Raw genomic sequence first — 17,254 nt, forward strand, 5'->3', positions numbered from 1 at the left:
CCTATCCTTTCGCTCTCGAGTCTGAACTGTGGTGTCCCCCCCCCCCCCCCCCCCCCGCCCAGGCAAGGAGGTCTCGTGATGGACGGGACGACGGCCGCGCCGCTCGGCGTCGGCATGGTGGGGTACGCGTTCATGGGCGCCGCGCACTCGCAGGCGTGGCGCACCGCCCCGCGGTTCTTCGACCTGCCCCGCACGCCCGTCATGCGGGTGCTGGGCGGCCGGGACGCCACCGCGGTGAAGGCCGCTGCGGACCGGCTCGGCTGGCAGGACACGGCCGGGTCGTGGCAGGAGCTCGTGGCGCGGGACGACGTCGACCTGGTCGACATCTGCACCCCGGGCCGCACGCACGCGGAGATCGCGGTGGCCGCGCTGGCGGCCGGCAAGCACGTGCTGTGCGAGAAGCCGCTGGCCAACACGATCGAGGAGGCGGAGGCCATGGTGGCCGCCGCCGAGGCGGCCGCGGCCCGCGGGGTGCGGTCGATGGTGGGCTACACCTACCGGCGGGTGCCGGCGGTGCAGCTCGCGCGGCAGCTCGTGGCGGACGGCCGGATCGGCACCGTGCGGCACGTGCGCGTGCAGTACCTGCAGGACTGGCTGGCCGACCCGGAGGCGCCGCTGTCCTGGCGGCTCGACAAGCAGCAGGCCGGCTCCGGCGCGCTGGGCGACATCGGCTCGCACGCCGTCGACCTGGCGCAGTTCATCACCGGCGAGCGCCTGACCGGGGTCTCCGGGCTGCTGGAGACCTTCGTGCACGAGCGCCCCGTGGCGGCCGAGTTCGCGGGTCTGCACGGCTCCGCCGCCGGCCCCGACGCCGCGCGCGGGCCGGTCACGGTCGACGACGCCGCGGTGTTCCTCGCCCGGCTCTCCGGCGGCGGCCTCGGCGTGTTCGAGGCCACCCGGTTCGCCACCGGCCGCAAGAACGCCATCCGCCTCGAGGTCAACGGCGACCGCGGGTCGCTGTCGTTCGACTTCGAGGACATGAACGTCCTGCACTTCCACGACGCCACCGAGGACGCCGCCGTCGCGGGGTTCCGGCGGATCGTGGTCACGGAGCCGCAGCACGCGTACGTCGGCCACTGGTGGCCGGCGGGGCACGGGCTGGGCTACGAGCACGCGTTCACCCACCAGGTCGTCGACCTGGTCGGCGCGATCGCGGCGGGCGAGAACCCGTCGCCGTCGTTCGCCGAGGGACTCGCCGTGCAGCGCGTGCTCGACGCCGTCGAGCGCAGCGCGGCCGACGGCAGCCGGTGGGTCGCCCTGGGCTGACCGCCCGGGGGCGACCCGTCCCGCGGGCACCCCGCCCGCACCCGCACCACCCGTCAGACGACGATCAGCTCACCGCTCGAGGGGGAGGAGGTGGGACCGCGCCACGACCGGCAGAGCCGCCGGTCGGCTGAGGAGGCCGGGTTCCCGAACCGTGGGGACGACGCAGGAGCCCGACCTCTGTGACGAGATCCCGTAAGGAGCTGCATCACTCATGGATCGTACGCAGCCGCGCTCGCAGCGCGGCAGGAAACTGGTGGGTTTCACCCTCGCCGGGGTGCTCACCGTGACGGGGCTGGCGCTGGGCGCCGGACCCGTGGTGGCCCACGACGGCGTGGACCACGGGGCCGAGCCCGGCGGCGACGCCGCGCTCGACTGGGACAACTACGAGAAGACCACCCTCACCAAGGACGTCGGGGAGCCGATCGACCTCGCGGTGCTGCCCGACGGCCGCGTGCTGCACACGGCCCGCAACGGCGACGTCCGGCTGACCGACCCGGCGACCGGCGTCACCCGGATCACCAACACGATCCCGGTGTACGCGAACTCCGAGGACGGCCTGCAGTCCATCGGCATCGACCCGGACTTCGAGGAGAACAACTGGGTGTACCTCGTGTACGCCCCGCCCGGGAACACCCCCGCGGGCTCGGCGCCGAACACGCTGCCGGCCGGCCAGGACGAGTCCTACTGGGACCAGTGGGTCGGCGTGAACCGGCTGTCCCGGTTCCAGTGGACCGGCGAGGGCCTGGACCTGGCCTCGGAGCAGCAGATCCTCGACGTCGAGGTCCAGCGCGGGCAGTGCTGCCACGTGGGCGCCGACTTCGACTGGGACGCCGACGGCAACCTGTACCTCGGCACCGGCGACAACACCCCGGCCGGCACCCCGGGCGCCAACGGCTTCGCGCCGAACAACGACGCCCCCGGCATGAACCCCGGCTTCGACTCGCGCCGCGGCGCGGGGAACACCAACGACCTGCGCGGCAAGATCCTGCGGATCCACGTCGAGGAGGACGGGTCGTACACGATCCCCGAGGGCAACCTGTTCCCGGAGGGCACCGAGGGCACCCGCCCCGAGATCTTCGTCATGGGCGTCCGCAACCCGTTCAAGCTGGACGTCGACCCGGAGACCGGTTCGCTGTCGTGGGGCGACTACGGCCCGGACGCGAGCAAGGCCGTCGCCGCCACCGCCGGCCGCGGCCCGATGGGTCTCGTCGAGTGGAACGTCGTCGGCCTCGACGACCCGCACAACTCCGGCTGGCCGTTCGTCACGGGCGACAACTTCGCCTACAACGACTGGGACTTCGCGACGAACACCCCCGGGGCGTTCTTCGACCCGGAGAACCTGGTCAACGACTCGCGCTGGAACACCGGCCTGACGGACCTGCCCCCTGCTCGCCCGGCCACGCTCTACTACGGCGACGCCCCCGGCGACCAGCCGTGGGACGAGCTGGTGAACTTCGGCACGGGCAGCGGCCAGGGCCCGATGGGCGGCCCGGTCTACCACCGGCCCGCCGACGCGGGTGCCGACGCGTGGCCCGCCTACTGGGAGGGCAAGGCGTTCTTCGGCGAGTTCTCGCAGGACTACATCGCGGCGTTCACGGTCGACTGGGACTCCTTCGAGGTGACCCACATCGAGGACGTCACGCCGAACGCGGCGATCACGGCCGAGGGCTGGCCGCCGGTCGACAACCCGATGGACATCGAGTTCGGCCCGGACGGGTCGATGTACGTCCTCGACTACGGCGACGGGTTCTTCCGGGCCAACCCCGACGCGGGCCTGTACCGGATCGCCTACGCCGAGGGGAACAAGGCGCCGCGCGCCGAGTTCACGGCCACGCCGACGTCCTCGTCCACCGCGCCGCTGACCGTGCAGTTCGACGCGTCCGCGTCGAGCGACCCCGAGGGCGGCGCGCTCCGCTACGACTGGGACTTCGACGGTGACGGCACCTTCGACGCGACCGGCGTCGAGGCGGAGCACACGTACACCGCGATCGCGGCCTACACGGCGCGGCTCAAGGTGACCGACCCCGAGGGCAAGTTCACGCTCACGTCGCACCCGATCTCGGTCGGCAACCAGGCGCCCGAGGTCACGCTCGCCTACCCGGAGAACGGCGGCTTCTTCACCTGGGGCGACGCGGTGCCCTTCCGGGTCACCACGCAGGACGCCGAGGACGGCACGACCACGGACTGCACCCGCGTGTCCTGGACGTACGGCCTGGGCCACGACGAGCACGCCCACCCCGAGGTCTCGGGCACGGGCTGCCAGGGCGCGTTCAAGACGAACCCCGACTCGCCGGAGCACGGCCCGGGCGCGCTGCTGTACGGCGCCGTCGTGGTGACGTACCGCGACGCGGGCGCCAACGGCCTGCCGGCCGCGTCGGGCGAGGCCACGCTGCGCCTGAACCCGCGCGAGCAGCAGGCCGAGCACGCCGTGCGCACCGGCGTCACGGTGTACGCGGACGAGACGGCCTCGGGCGGCAACGCGGTCCGCGGCCTCGGCACCGGCGACTCGCTGAAGATCGCCCCGGTGAGCTTCAGCGGCATCACCGGCGCGGTCGTGCGGGCCAACGGGGGCGGCCAGGTCCAGCTCCGCTGGGGCGCCGCCGACGCGGCGCCGTTCGCCACCGCCACCATCCCGGCGGGTGCCGGCTGGAAGGACGTCGAGATCGCCTTCGACGCCCCCGAGGGCACGGGCGACCTGTTCGTCACCTCGGCCGACGAGCTGGCCGTGGACGCCCTCACCATGGTGGGCCCCGGCGTCGCCGACGTCGCGGCCCCGACGGTGGCGCACACCCTGACCCCGGCGGCGCCCACGGGTGCCGGCGGCGTCTTCACCGAGCCGGTGCGGTTCGCCGTGCAGGCCGCGGACAACGGGGCGCTCGCCAGCGTGCAGTACTCGCGCGACGGCGGCGCCACCTGGACGAACCTCGCGGCGAACCAGCAGTACGGCGTGACGTTCTCCGAGAGCGGCGCGTACGACCTGCGGTACCGGGCGACCGACACCCAGGGGCTGGTCTCCGAGGTCGGGTCGGTGCAGTTCACCATCGACCTGGACGCCCCGGAGGAGCCCACCGTCGACACCACCACCACGGCCACCGTGGCCGCGGGACGGGTGCCGTTCGGCGCCCCCGGCGAGGTCACGGTCGCGGTCGCCGCGGCCGAGGGCGTCGCCTCGGGCGAGGTCGTGCTGACCGTCGGCGAGACCGAGGTCGGGCGCGGCACGCTCGGACCGGACGGCACCGCCGTCGTGGCGATCGACCCCGCGCTCGGGGTCGGCACGCACACGGTGACCGCGTCCTTCGTCGGCGGCGAGGTCTTCAAGCCGTCGTCCGCCACGGTCCGCCTCACGGTGGCGCGCACCACCTCCACCGTCGCCGCCACGGTGTCGCCGAACCCGGTCAAGCCCGCCGTCGCCGCCAAGGCCACCGTCCAGGTGACCACGGGCAGCGGCGTCGCCGCCGCCGGGGACGTCACGGTGACGGTCAAGCGCAACAACCAGACCGTCGCCACGCTCACCGGGACCCTCGACGCCTCCGGCGCGAGCGTCGTCTCCCTCGGGCGACTGCCCGAGGGCACCTACAAGGTCGACGTCGCCTACGGCGGCACGGCCGGCATCTCCGGCTCCACCACCAGCACCACCCTCACCGTCCGCAGCTGACCGCGCGCCGGCGGCCCGGGTGACCGGGCCGCCGGCCGTCTCGAAGGAGAGACATGAGCACGCACCAGCACGCCTCGATCCCGAACCGGCCGATGAGCCGGCGGTCCCTGATGAAGGCGCTCGGCGCCTCCACGGTGGCCGTGGGGCTCGGGACCGCCCTCGGCGCCTCCGGGGCCTCGGGCGCCGGGCTCGCGCCCGCGGCCGCGCCGACGACCGGGCGGACCCGCCTGGTCCCGGCCAACCGCATCGGCATCCAGCTGTTCACGATCCGCGACAAGGTCAGCTCGCTCGGCTTCCGGGCCGTGTTCGAGGAGCTCGGCCGGATCGGGTACGCGGAGGTGGAGTTCGCCGGCTACACGCAGGGCAACGTCGGCGCCATCACCCCGGCGGAGATCCGCCAGCTGCTCGACGACAACGGTCTCAAGGCCGTCGGCTCGCACGTCAGCACCCAGCTGCTGCGCACCGACCTCGCCAACCAGATCGACATCGCGCACACCCTCGGCATGCCGCACCTCGGCACCGGCAACGCGCCCACGAACACCGCGACGAAGGAGGGCTACCTGGCCGCCGCGGAGGAGTGGAACGGCTGGGGCGAGCAGGTCAAGGCCGCCGGCCTCAAGCTCTACCAGCACAACCACGACGGCGAGTTCCGGTTCGACCCGGTCGACCCGTCGGTCCGGCTCTACGACGTGTTCTACGACAACACCGACCCGGACCTGGTCTACCTGGAGATGGACATCTACTGGGCGTACGTCGGGCAGCACAAGTACCCGGGGTTCGAGCCGGTCGACTACGTCCTGCGCAACCCGCGGCGCTACCCGCTGCTGCACCTGAAGGACGGCAAGGCCAACGAGGCCAGCGCCAACGGCTACGACATCATCGAGTTCGGCGCGGGCGACCTGCCGTACCAGCAGTTCCTGTCCCAGCTCCGCACGCGCGGCCAGCACTTCGGCCTGTACGAGCAGGACAACGCCGCGACGGTCGCCGAGCCGCCGAACCCGCTGAACTCCCTCGGCAACGCCGACCGCAGCTACGACGCCATCGCCGGCCTGCGCGGCTGAGCGAGAAGGAGAGACGGACATGAAGCGGATCCACTCGGTCCCGGCCGCGCTCGTCGGCGCGTTCGGGCTCGTGGCCCTCGGCAGCACGGTGGCGCAGGCGGCCTCGACCGACTGCACCACAGACCTCGGGGACCAGACCATCACCGGCGACCTCGTCGTCCCGGCCGGCGCGGACTGCGTGCTCGCCGGCGCGACCGTCGAGGGCTCCATCACCGTCGGCGCCGACGCGTGGCTCGACGCCACGTCGGTAACCGTCACCGGCGACGTCGTCGCCACCGACGCGTACGGCGTCCTGCTGGACGGCACCCGGGTCGACGGCGACGTGAGCGCCTACACGACGGGCTCGCGCGTCGGGTTCCTCTACCTCAACGACCTCGAGGTCGGCGGCAGCGTGGCGGCCGGCGGGCTCGACGTCGAGGTGACCGGCTCGTCCATCGGCGGCGGCCTGACCACGCAGGCGGCGACCTACGTCGACCTGCTGCAGACCGGCGTCGAGGGCGAGGTGTCGATCGCCGACTCCGACTGGGGCGTGAACGTGGCCGGGGCCGTCGTCGGCGGCACGCTGTCCGTCACCGGCTCCAGCCGGGACGTCCTGGTCGGCGCCACCGCGGACGGGGCCGCCGACACGTTCGGCAACACCGTCGGCGGCGACCTCGTGCTCACCGGCAACACCGCGAACCTGCGGGTGGCGGGCACCACGGTCCTCGGCACCATCCGGCTCGCGGACAACGACCCGGCCGCCGCGTTCGGCCCGGGCAACACCGCGGGCGGCGTCGAGGGCGACCACACCGGCGAGGCGCCGGGCGCCGTGGCCGCCGGCGACCAGGCCCTGGCCGTCACCGTCCCCGAGCAGCGGGCGGGCGAGCTCGTCTGGTCGCTCGAGGGCACCTCCGGCCTCGTGAACCTCGGCGTCGCCGAGGAGCTCGAGGACCGGTACCGGGCCACCGGCGAGATCGTCCCGGTGCGGGTGCAGGACACCCGCGCGGGCGACCCGGAGTGGTCCATCACCGCGCAGGTCAGCGACTTCGTCGCCGGGGGCCAGACCCTGTCGTCGAAGTACCTGGGCTGGACGCCCGAGGTGCTCGAGAACGGCGGCGACGCCGTGGCCGGGCCCGCGGTGCCGTCCGGGTTCGAGGAGGGCGACGGCCTGTCCGTGGCCCGCACCCTCGCCGAGGCCGAGACCGGGCACGCCCGCGGCTCGTCGCTCGTCGGAGCCGACCTCGACCTGCAGCTGCCGCTCGACGCCCCGCAGGGCACCTACACCGCCACGCTGACGCTCACCGCGCTCAGCTGACGGACCGCAGTCCCCGTCCCCGCCCGCCCGGTCCTCGTCCCGGGCGGGCGGGGGCGGCACCACCGCCGCAGCACCCGCACCCGTCGTCACCGTCGACCCGGAGGCCCCGCCGTGACCCCGACCCGCCGCGTCCCCGCCGCCCTCGCCGCGCTGGCGGCCGCCGTCGCCCTCGTGCTGGGCGGCGCGCTGCCCGCCGTCGGTGCCGCCCCGGCCGCGCGCACGGTCCCGCCGGTGGCGCCCGCCGCCGCGGACCCGGCCCCGGCCGACCCGGCCGCCGACCCCGCCGCGGCCGACCCCGCCGCCGCGAGGACCCAGGTCACCTGGGGCGTGCGCCCGGCCGACACCGTGCACGGTGCCGCCCGACCGAACTTCGCGTACTCCCTGCCGCCCGGCGGCACGCTCGCCGACGCCCTCGTCGTGACGAACAAGGGCGACGCCCCGCTGACCCTCGACGTGTACGCCGCCGACGGCTTCCTCACCCCGGACGGCACGCTCGACGTGCTCGAGGCGGGGGAGGAGTCGACCGCGCTCGGGGCGTGGGTGCAGGTCGAGACGCCCGAGATCGTCCTCGAGCCCGGCGCCGCTGCCGAGGTCCCGTTCACCCTGACCGTCCCCGAGGACGCGCAGCCCGGCGACTACGCCGCGGGCATCGTGTCCAGCCTGCTGGTCGAGAACGCCGCGGGCGTCTCGGTCGACCGGCGGCTCGGCTCCCGGGTGCACCTGCGGGTGCAGGGCGACCTCGCGCCGGCGCTGGCCGTGTCCGGCCTGCACGTCGACTACGACGCCGGCGGCAACCCCGTCGCCCCGGGCGCCGCGACCGTGACCTTCACCCTGACGAACACCGGCAACTCCCGGGTCGCCCCGACCGAGCAGGTGCAGATCGCGGGGCTGTTCGGCCTCGGCCGGGCCCGCGCCGCCGCCGTCGACGTCCCCGAGCTCATCCCGGGCGCGTCCGTGCAGCGCAGCGTCCGGGTCGACGGCGTGTGGCCGCTGGTCCGCGCCACCGCCACGATCGCCCTCGGCGGCGAGGTGGTCGCGCTGCCCGGCGCCGCGGCCGCCGACGCCGCGCCGGCCGTCCCCGGCGTCACGGCGTCCGCCGCCGCCTGGGCGGTGCCGTGGGCGCTCATCGGCGCGCTCGCCCTGGTCGTCGCGCTCGTCGCCCTGCGGGTCCTCGCCGGCCGCCGGCGCAAGGTCCGGCACCAGCGCGCGGTGGACGCGGCCGTCGCGGACGCCCTCGCCCGCCAGGGGGCCACGACATGACCTGAGCCGCCCGCGCCCCTGGACGCCGCGCGCCGGCGCCCCGCAGCATCTGTGTTCCGCTCTCGACGAGGAGACCGACATGACCCGCCCGATCACCCTGTTCACCGGCCAGTGGGCCGACCTGCCGTTCGAGGAGGTGGCCCGGCTCGCGTCCGAGTGGGGCTACGACGGCCTCGAGATCGCCTGCTGGGGCGACCACCTCGACCCCTGGCGCTGGGACGACGACGCGTACGTCGCCTCCCGGCTCGAGATCCTCGACCGCTACGGCCTGAAGGTCTGGGCCATCTCCAACCACCTCAAGGGCCAGGCCGTCTGCGACGACCCCATCGACCTGCGGCACGAGGACATGCTGTCCGCGCGGGTGTGGGGCGACGGCGACCCCGAGGGCGTCCGGCAGCGCGCCGCCGAGGAGCTCAAGCACACGGCCCGGGTCGCGGCGAAGCTCGGCGTCGACACCGTCGTCGGCTTCACCGGGTCGTCCATCTGGAAGTACGTGGCGATGTTCCCGCCCGTGCCGGCTGCGGTGATCGAGGCGGGCTACCAGGACTTCGCGGACCGGTGGAACCCGATCCTCGACGTGTTCGACGAGGTCGGGGTGCGGTTCGCGCACGAGGTGCACCCCAGCGAGATCGCGTACGACTACTGGACGACGGTCCGCACCCTGGAGGCGATCGGGCACCGTGAGGCGTTCGGCCTCAACTGGGACCCCAGCCACATGGTGTGGCAGGACCTGGACCCGGTCGCGTTCCTCTGGGACTTCCGGGACCGGATCTACCACGTCGACTGCAAGGACACGAAGAAGCGGATGGGCAACGGCCGCAACGGCCGGCTCGGCTCGCACCTGCCGTGGGCGGACCCGCGGCGCGGTTGGGACTTCATCTCCACCGGCCACGGCGACGTCCCGTGGGAGGACGCGTTCCGGGTGCTCAACACCATCGGCTACACCGGCCCGATCTCCGTCGAGTGGGAGGACGCCGGCATGGACCGGCTGCTCGGCGCGCCCGAGGCGCTGGCGTTCGTGAAGCGGCTGGCGTTCGACGCGCCCGAGGCGGCGTTCGACGCCGCGTTCTCGACGAAGGGCGACGCGTGACCGCCGACGCCCGCGCGCGCACCGGGCTGTGGCTCGTCGGCGCGCGCGGCTCGGTCGGCACGACCGCCGCGCTCGGCCTCGCGGCGCTGGCCGCCGGGCACGCCGGGGCCGCGGGCTGCGTCACCGCGGCGCCGGCGTTCGACGGTCTGCCGCTGCCCGACTGGGGCGACCTCGTCGTGGGCGGGCACGACGTCAGCGACGTGTCGCTGGCCAAGCGCGCCGAGGCGCTCGTCGACGCGGGGATGATCCCGGCACCCCTGCTCGCGGCCACCGCGCACGCCCTCGACGCCGCCGACGCGGAGGTCCGGTCCGGGCACCGCGGCCCCCTCGTCCCGGGCGGGTCGCAGCAGCAGGTCGCCGACCGGCTGGCCGCCGACATCACCGGGTTCGCCGCGCGGCACGACCTGGCACGCGTCGTCGTCGTCGACGTGTCGTCGACCGAGCCGCCCGCGCGGCCGACCCCCGCGCACGACGACCCGGCGGCGCTGGTCGCGGCGGTGCAGGAGCCCGGGCGGGTCGTGCTGCCGCCGTCGTCGGTCGCCGCGTACGCCGCCGTGCTCGCGGGCGCGTCCTACGCCGGGTTCACGCCGTCCGCCGGGATGGGCCTGCCCGCGCTGCAGGCCCTCGCAGCCGAGGCGGGCGTGCCGGTCGCGGGCCAGGACGGCAAGACCGGGCAGACCTGGCTGCGCACGGTGCTCGCGCCGGCGTTCGCCGACCGGGGGCTGCGGGTGCTGTCCTGGGCCGGGACCAACCTGCTCGGCGGCGGCGACGGCGCCACCCTCGCCGACCCCGAGGCCGTGCGGTCCAAGCTCGCGTCCAAGACCCGGGGGCTGCGCGACCTCACCGGCTCCGACGTCACGCCCCTGCACATCGACCACGTGCCCGACCTCGGGGACGTCAAGGTGGCCTGGGACCACGTGCACGCCGAGGGGTTCCTCGGCTCGCGGATCACCCTGCAGACCACGTGGTCCGCGTACGACTCGATGCTGGCCGCCCCGATGGTGCTCGACCTCGCCCGCCTGCTCGCGCTGGCGCACGCCGGCGGGACCGCGGGGGTGGTGCCGGAGCTCGGGTTCTTCTTCAAGGACCCGTGGGGCTCCGACCGGCACGCGGCGGCGGACCAGGCGGGCGACCTCGTCCGGTGGGCCCGGGGGCTGGCGGCGTGACGGCGGCGCCGGGCGCGGTCGCGCAGGGGGCGGTCGCGCGGCGGGCGGTCGCGCAGGGTCGGCGCGTGCCCGTGGTGCGCGCGCTCGACGGGCGCACGGACGCGGCTCCGTCGGCCGGCAGGGACCTGGCAGCCGGCGGGGGCGCGGGTGGCGAGCGGGCTCCCGGGGGTCCGGCAGCCGGGGGCCCGGCGGCCGCACCTCCGGCCCCGCGGCGCCGTCGCCCCGGACTCCGGGACCACCTCGAGCTCGTGCGCGCGCCCGCCGTGCTGACCGTGCTCGGCGACACCGTGGCCGGCGCCTCGGCGGCGGGGCTCCCGCTGGGCGGGCGGCGGGTGCTGCTGCCGCTGGCGTCGGCGTGCCTGTACGCGGGGGGCATGGCGCTCAACGACTGGGCCGACCGGGAGGTCGACGCCGCCGAGCGCCCCGAGCGCCCGATCCCGTCCGGCCGGGTGAGCCCGCGGCACGCCCTGGGCGTCGCGGGCGGCCTCGCGGCGGCGGGCCTCGCGCTCGCCGTCGGGGGCGGCGGTCGACGCGCGCTGGCCGTCGCCGGGCCGCTCGCCGCGGCGGTGTGGCTCTACGACGCCCGGCTCAAGGACACCGTCGCCGGCCCGGCCGCGATGGCGGCGTGCCGGGGGCTCGACGTGCTGCTCGGCGCGGGCGTGGGGCACCTGCGCGCCGCCGCCCCCGCCGCGGCCGCGCTGGCCGCGCACACCGCGGGGGTCACCGTGCTGTCCCGCGGCGAGGTGCACGGCACCACCCGCGCGGTGGCGCGCGCGGTGGCCGCGGGCTCGCTCGGGGTGGCCGGGGCGGCCCTCGCAGGCGCGTCCGGCCCCGGACCTTCCACCCGAACCGCCCGGCGACCGACCGGGCGCGGCGCGGGGCCGGCCACGGCGCTGGCGGTCGCCGCCTACCTCGGGCAGGGCCTCCCCGCGCAGGCCCGGGCCGCGCGGACCCCGATCGCCTCCGCCGCCCGGGCGGCCACCGGCGCGGGCGTCCGCGCGATGGTCCCGCTGCAGGCCGCGTGGGCCGCCCGCGCCGGCCGACCGGACGCCGCGCTCGCCCTCGGCGTCGTCGCGGCGGCGGGCGCGCTGCTCCGCCGGGCCACCGGCCCGCGGGCGGTGAGCGAGACGTGAGCACCCGCCCCGCCGGGGCCCCGGCCGCCGCGGGCCTCCCGGCGCTGCCGTTCGCGCTCGGCTACGGCACCAACGGCCTCGGCGACCACCCGCTGCCCGTGGCGCTCGACCTGCTGGCGGAGCACGGCTACGACGCCGTCGCGCTCACCCTCGGCTTCCCGCACCTCGACCCGGGGGCGCCCGCCGCCGACCTCGCCGCGCTCCGGGACCGGCTGGCCCGCGCCCGCGGCGGCCGGGGCATGCGGGTCGTCGTCGAGACCGGGACGCGCTACCTGCTGGACCCGCGCCGCAAGCACGCGCCCGCCCTCGTCGACGCCGACGCGGCGCCCCGGCTGGCCTACCTGCGCCGGGCGGTCGAGGTCGCCGCCGCCCTCGGCGCCCCCGCCGTCCAGCTGTTCTCCGGCGTGCGCGACCCCGGGGTGCCGGCGGCCGTGGCGGACGACCGGCTGCGCGAGCGCCTGCCCGGGCTGGTCCGGCACGCCGCGGAGCACGGCGTCCGGCTGGCCCTCGAGCCCGAGCCCGGGATGCACGTGGAGACCGTCGCCGACGCCCTGCGGCTGCGCGCCGACCTCGGCGACCCGGCCGCGCTGGGCCTCACGGTCGACGTCGGGCACTGCCTGGTCGTCGAGCCGGACGGCGTGGCAGGGGCCCTCGCGGCCGCCGGACCCCACCTGGCGCACGTGCAGATCGAGGACATGCCGCGCAGCCACCACGACCACCGGCCGTTCGGCGAGGGCGACCTCGACCTGGGCGCCGCGCTGGCCGCGCTCGCCGACGTCGCCGCGGGCCCCGCCGGGTACGCCGGGGTGGTCTCCGTCGAGCTGCCGCGGCACTCGTGGGACGCGCCGCGACAGGTCGCGGCCGCCGCCGACGCGATCCGCAGGGCGTGGGCGGCGCACGTCGTCGCCCGCGACCCCGCACCCGCCTCCGCACCCGACCCCGCACCCCTGCCCGAACCCGCTCGCTGAGAGGGAGTGACACCGTGACGCCGACGACGTCGTCCGACCCCGCACCGCCCGCCGCCACCGCACGGCCGGCGGAAACCGCCCCGCCACCGGTCACCGCCGTCGTCGCCGCCGCGCGGGCCCCGCACGCCGGCTGGCTCGCCGACGTCCTCGCCGAGGTCCGCCGAGACCCCCGGACCGCCGACCGCGCGTTCCCGCTCGCCGGCCGCCGCGTCGGCCGGACCCCGCTGCGGCCCGCGACCGACCCCGCCGGGGTGGTGCACGGGACCGTCGACGACGCCGCCCGCGCCGCCGTCGTCCTGGCCCTCGCCGACGCGCACCGGGGCGACGCCGACCGGCTCGCCGCGCACCTCGCCGACCTGTACCGCGAGGGCGACACCGCCGAGCGGCGCGGCGTGCTCCGCGGGCTCGACGCGCTGACGGTGTCGACCCCGGGCGCCCTGCCGGGACCCGTCGTCGCCCTCGGCCGCGACCTGGCCGCGGACGCGCTGCGGGCCAACGACACCTCGCTCGTGGCCGCCGCCGTCGGCCCGTTCGCCGCGGCGCACCTCGACCCGCACACCTGGCGGCACGCGGTGGTGAAGCTCGTCTTCCAGGGCACCAGCCTCGACGCCGTCGCCGGGCTGGACGAGCGCGCCGACGCCGAGCTGGCCCGCATGGCCCGCGACCTCGCCGCCGAGCGCCGGGCCGCCGGGCGCGCCGTGCCCGAGGACCTGGCCCGCCTGACCACGCCGGCGGAGCCCGGCGCCCCCGCACGAACCACCGAGACCGAGGAGCCGTGATGCGCATCTTCGACCCGCACGTCCACATGACCAGCCGCACCACCGACGACTACGAGGCCATGTACGCCGCCGGCGTCCGCGCGCTCGTCGAGCCGGCCTTCTGGCTGGGCCAGCCGCGGACGAGCGTCGGCTCGTTCGTCGACTACTTCGACGCGCTGCTCGGCTGGGAGCGGTTCCGGGCCGCGCAGTTCGGCATCCGGCACCACGCGACCATCGCGCTCAACCCGAAGGAGGCGAACGACCCGCGGTGCGCCGAGGTGCTCGACCTCATCCCGCGGTACCTCGCCAAGGACGGGGTCGTCGCGGTCGGCGAGGTCGGCTACGACGCCATGACCCCGGCCGAGGACGAGGCGTTCAGCCGCCAGCTCGCCCTCGCGCTCGACGCGGACCTCCCCGTCCTCGTGCACACCCCGCACCGGGACAAGCAGGCCGGGACCCGGCGCACCCTCGACGTCGTCCGCGAGTCGGGGCTGCCCGCGGAGCGGGTGCTCGTCGACCACCTCAACGAGACGACCGTCGCCGCCGTGCGCGACGCCGGCGCGTGGGCGGGGTTCTCGATCTACCCCGACACCAAGATGGACGAGACCCGCATGGTCGCGATCCTGCGGGAGCACGGCACCGAGCGGATGATCGTGAACTCCGCCGCCGACTGGGGCCGGTCCGACCCGCTCAAGACCTGGCGCACCGGCATGACCATGCTGGAGCAGGGCTTCACCGAGGACGACGTCGACCGCGTGCTGTGGCGCAACCCCGTCGAGTTCTACGGGCAGTCCGGCAACCTCGTGCTCGACCCCGTCCCCGGGTTCGTCGCGGGAGAGGCGCCGGCGCCGGCGACCTTCGAGGGCTCCTCCGTGCTGCGGGGGGTGCGCGCGTGACGATGCCCCTGTCGTACTGCACCAACGTCCACCCCGCCGAGGACCTGGACGGCGTCCTCGCCCAGCTGGACCGGTACGCCGGGCCGGTCCGCGAGGCGGCGGGGCTCGCCACGCTCGGCGTCGGCCTGTGGCTGCCCGCCGACCTGGCGCACCGGCTGGCCGAGAGTCCCGACGACCGCGACCGGCTCCGGGCCGCGCTCGCCGCGCACCGGCTGACCGTGCACACGCTGAACGCCTTCCCGTACGGCGGGTTCCACGCCGAGGTGGTCAAGCACGCGGTGTACACCCCGACGTGGGCGGACCCGGCCCGCGCCGCGTACACCCTCGCGTGCGCCGAGGTGCTGGCCGACCTGCTGCCCGACGGCGTCGACGGCTCGATCTCCACGCTCCCGCTCGCCTGGCGCGAGCCGTGGACCGCCGCCGACGACGCCGCGGCCACCGCCGCCCTCGCCGCGGTGTCCGCGGGCCTGCGGGACCTCGCCGCCCGCACCGGCCGCACCGTGCGGCTCGCCGTCGAGCCCGAGCCGGGGTGCGTCCTCGACACCGTCGCCGACGTCGTGGGCTGGCTCGAGCCCCGGCTCGGCACCGTTCCCGGGCAGATCGACCCCGAGCACGTCGGGGTCTGCCTCGACACCTGCCACCTGGCCGTGTCGTTCGCCGACCCCGTCGCCGCCGTCCGGCGCATCCGGCAGGCCGGGCTCCGGGTGGTCAAGATCCAGGCCTCCGCCGCCCTGCACGTCGAGGACCCCGCCGACCCGGCCAGCCGCGCGGCCGTGGCCCGGTTCGCCGAGCCGCGGTACCTGCACCAGGTGCGCGAGCGCAGCGGGGGAGCCGTGCACCCCGCCGACGACCTGCCGGACGCCCTCGGCGGCGGGCTGCCCGGCGAGGGGCCGTGGCGGGTGCACGTGCACGTCCCGCTGCACGCCCGGCCGGCGGCGCCCCTCCAGGCCACCACCGACCTCCTGCGCGACGCCGTCACCGCCGTGCTGCGCGGCCCGCACGGCGACGCCGCCCACCTGGACGTCGAGACCTACACCTGGGCCGTCCTGCCCGACGAGCTCGCGGCCCGCGCCGCCGACGACCTCGTCGCCGGCATCGCCGCCGAGCTGCGCTGGGCCGTCGACCACCTGGACCTCGGGTCCTGGTGGGACGCGAGCGCAGCCGCGAGCGCGGGCGCGGACGGCGACGACCTCACCACCCGGAGGACCGCATGAGGCCCCTGCTCCTGCTCGACGTCGTCGGGCTGACCCCGCGCGCCCTCGCGCACATGCCGCGGCTGTCCCGGCTCGCCGACGGCGGCTGGCGCGCGGGCCTGCGCACCGTGCTGCCCGCCGTCACCTGCTCCGTGCAGTCGACGATGCTCACCGGCCTCGCGCCGTCGGGCCACGGGATCGTCGGCAACGGCTGGTACTTCCGCGACCTCGGCGAGGTGCACCTCTGGCGGCAGCACAACCGGCTGGTCGCGGGGGAGAAGGTCTGGGAGACCGCCCGGCGGGCCGCGCCCGGGTACACCGCCGCCAACGTGTGCTGGTGGTACGCGATGGGCATGTCCACCGACGTCACCGTGACGCCCCGGCCGGTCTACCACGCGGACGGCCGGAAGTCGCCGGACGCCTACGTCCGTCCGCCCGCCCTGCACGACGAGCTGGTGGACCGGCTCGGCGCCTTCCCGCTGTTCCAGTACTGGGGCCCGACAGCCTCGATCGCGTCGACCGAGTGGATCGTCGCCGCCACCCGGCACCTCATGGCCACCCGGCCCGCCGACCTGACCCTGGCCTACGTCCCGCACCTCGACTACGACCTGCAGCGGTTCGGGCCCCTCGACCCGCGCGCCGATGCCGCAGCCGCCGACCTGGACCGCGCCCTGGCCCCGCTGCTCGACGACGCCGAGGCCCGCGGCGCGACGGTGCTCGCCGTGTCCGAGTACGGGATCGAGCCGGCGTCCCGCCCCGTGCACCTCAACCGGCTGCTGCGCGAGGAGGGCCTGCTGCACGTCTACACCCAGGCCAACGGCGAGCAGCTCGACCCGTGGACCTCGCGGGCGTTCGCCGTCGCCGACCACCAGGTCGCGCACGTCTACGTCGCCGACCCCGTGGACGTCCCGCGCGTCGCGGCGCTGCTCCGGGGCGTCCCGGGGGTCGACGAGGTGCTCGACCGCGCGGCGCAGGCCCGGTACGGCCTCGACCACGAGCGGTCGGGCGAGCTCGTCGTCGTCGCCGAGCCGGGCGCGTGGTTCACGTACTCCTTCTGGCTCGACGACGACCGCGCGCCCGACTACGCGCGCGGCGTCGACATCCACCGCAAGCCGGGCTACGACCCTGCCGAGCTGTTCTTCGCCGACGGCGCCGCCAAGGCCCGCGCGGGGCTGAACCTGGTGAAGAAGAAGCTCGGGCTGCGGTACGCCATGTCGACCACGCCGCTCGACCCGGCGCGCGTCGCGGGCAGCCACGGCCGGCTCCCGACGTCCGTGACCGACGCGCCCGTGGTGCTGTGCTCCGACCCGGACGTCCCGCCCACCGTCGCGGCGGCCCTGGCGGCGGGCGGCGCGGTGCCCGCGGCGGCGGTCCGGTCGGCGGTCCTGGAGCTCCAGGGGCTCGGGGCGGTCGCGGCGGTGTGACCCCCCACCCGGTTGTCGGGGGGGGGGGGGGGGGGGGGGGGGGGGGGGGGGGGGGGGGGGGGGGGGGGGGGGGGGGGGGGGGGGGGGGGG

General features: G+C 76.4%; 13 protein-coding genes. All 13 read left to right on the top strand.

Going from position 1 to position 17,254, the window contains the following annotated elements; genetic code table 11:
- The first annotated feature begins 78 nt into the window (after positions 1-78).
- The 13 genes from AC3WUG_RS10080 to AC3WUG_RS10140 all read left to right on the top strand — a co-directional run bounded on the left by AC3WUG_RS10080 (position 79) and on the right by AC3WUG_RS10140 (position 17,164).
- Positions 79-1,266, top strand: a complete 1,188-nt coding sequence (locus tag AC3WUG_RS10080) for a Gfo/Idh/MocA family protein (RefSeq protein WP_492327521.1) — start codon at positions 79-81, stop codon at positions 1,264-1,266.
- A gap of 253 nt (positions 1,267-1,519) precedes the next feature.
- Positions 1,520-4,921 carry a PQQ-dependent sugar dehydrogenase gene (locus tag AC3WUG_RS10085; protein ID WP_492327522.1) on the top strand — a complete coding sequence of 1,134 codons (3,402 nt, stop codon included), beginning with the start codon at positions 1,520-1,522 and terminating at the stop codon, positions 4,919-4,921.
- Positions 4,922-4,974: 53 nt separating this feature from the next.
- Positions 4,975-5,982 carry a sugar phosphate isomerase/epimerase family protein gene (locus AC3WUG_RS10090; RefSeq protein ID WP_492327523.1) on the top strand — a complete coding sequence of 336 codons (1,008 nt, stop codon included), beginning with the start codon at positions 4,975-4,977 and terminating at the stop codon, positions 5,980-5,982.
- A gap of 19 nt (positions 5,983-6,001) precedes the next feature.
- Positions 6,002-7,276 carry a hypothetical protein gene (locus AC3WUG_RS10095; RefSeq protein ID WP_492327524.1) on the top strand — a complete coding sequence of 425 codons (1,275 nt, stop codon included), beginning with the start codon at positions 6,002-6,004 and terminating at the stop codon, positions 7,274-7,276.
- A gap of 111 nt (positions 7,277-7,387) precedes the next feature.
- On the top strand, positions 7,388-8,536 hold the full coding sequence (locus tag AC3WUG_RS10100; protein WP_492327525.1) for a WxL protein peptidoglycan domain-containing protein: 1,149 nt from the start codon (positions 7,388-7,390) through the stop codon (positions 8,534-8,536).
- Positions 8,537-8,615: 79 nt separating this feature from the next.
- Entirely contained in the window at positions 8,616-9,626 is a 1,011-nt protein-coding gene (locus tag AC3WUG_RS10105; RefSeq protein WP_492327526.1) for a sugar phosphate isomerase/epimerase family protein, read from the top strand.
- Complete coding sequence (locus tag AC3WUG_RS10110; RefSeq protein WP_492327527.1) at positions 9,623-10,792, top strand: inositol-3-phosphate synthase; 1,170 nt, start codon at positions 9,623-9,625, stop codon at positions 10,790-10,792. Before AC3WUG_RS10105 ends, AC3WUG_RS10110 begins: the two co-directional genes overlap by 4 nt.
- Before the next feature lie 248 nt (positions 10,793-11,040).
- On the top strand, positions 11,041-11,925 hold the full coding sequence (locus AC3WUG_RS10115) for an SCO3242 family prenyltransferase (protein WP_492327528.1): 885 nt from the start codon (positions 11,041-11,043) through the stop codon (positions 11,923-11,925).
- Positions 11,922-12,893 (top strand): sugar phosphate isomerase/epimerase family protein, encoded by a 972-nt coding sequence (locus tag AC3WUG_RS10120; protein ID WP_492327529.1) that lies wholly within the window; start codon positions 11,922-11,924, stop codon positions 12,891-12,893. The genes AC3WUG_RS10115 and AC3WUG_RS10120 overlap by 4 nt, the downstream gene beginning before the upstream one ends.
- A gap of 14 nt (positions 12,894-12,907) precedes the next feature.
- Positions 12,908-13,672 (top strand): EboA domain-containing protein, encoded by a 765-nt coding sequence (locus AC3WUG_RS10125; protein ID WP_492327530.1) that lies wholly within the window; start codon positions 12,908-12,910, stop codon positions 13,670-13,672.
- On the top strand, positions 13,672-14,547 hold the full coding sequence (locus AC3WUG_RS10130) for a TatD family hydrolase (RefSeq protein ID WP_492327531.1): 876 nt from the start codon (positions 13,672-13,674) through the stop codon (positions 14,545-14,547). Before AC3WUG_RS10125 ends, AC3WUG_RS10130 begins: the two co-directional genes overlap by 1 nt.
- Positions 14,548-14,549: 2 nt before the next feature.
- Positions 14,550-15,761: a metabolite traffic protein EboE gene (eboE, locus tag AC3WUG_RS10135; protein WP_492327534.1), complete on the top strand. Its 1,212-nt coding sequence runs from the start codon at positions 14,550-14,552 to the stop codon at positions 15,759-15,761.
- Positions 15,758-17,164, top strand: a complete 1,407-nt coding sequence (locus AC3WUG_RS10140) for an alkaline phosphatase family protein (RefSeq protein ID WP_492327532.1) — start codon at positions 15,758-15,760, stop codon at positions 17,162-17,164. Before eboE ends, AC3WUG_RS10140 begins: the two co-directional genes overlap by 4 nt.
- Positions 17,165-17,254 lie beyond the last annotated feature (90 nt).

The sequence above is a fragment of the Cellulomonas sp. EB106-03-03-XG116 genome, assembly GCF_058792015.1.

Coding starts and splice junctions, on each gene's coding strand:
- AC3WUG_RS10080 (WP_492327521.1), top strand. CDS start 79: ATGGACGGGACGACGGCCGCGCCGCTCGGCGTCGGCATGGTGGGGTAC.
- AC3WUG_RS10090 (WP_492327523.1), top strand. CDS start 4,975: ATGAGCACGCACCAGCACGCCTCGATCCCGAACCGGCCGATGAGCCGG.
- AC3WUG_RS10095 (WP_492327524.1), top strand. CDS start 6,002: ATGAAGCGGATCCACTCGGTCCCGGCCGCGCTCGTCGGCGCGTTCGGG.
- AC3WUG_RS10105 (WP_492327526.1), top strand. CDS start 8,616: ATGACCCGCCCGATCACCCTGTTCACCGGCCAGTGGGCCGACCTGCCG.
- AC3WUG_RS10130 (WP_492327531.1), top strand. CDS start 13,672: ATGCGCATCTTCGACCCGCACGTCCACATGACCAGCCGCACCACCGAC.
- eboE (WP_492327534.1), top strand. CDS start 14,550: ATGCCCCTGTCGTACTGCACCAACGTCCACCCCGCCGAGGACCTGGAC.
- AC3WUG_RS10140 (WP_492327532.1), top strand. CDS start 15,758: ATGAGGCCCCTGCTCCTGCTCGACGTCGTCGGGCTGACCCCGCGCGCC.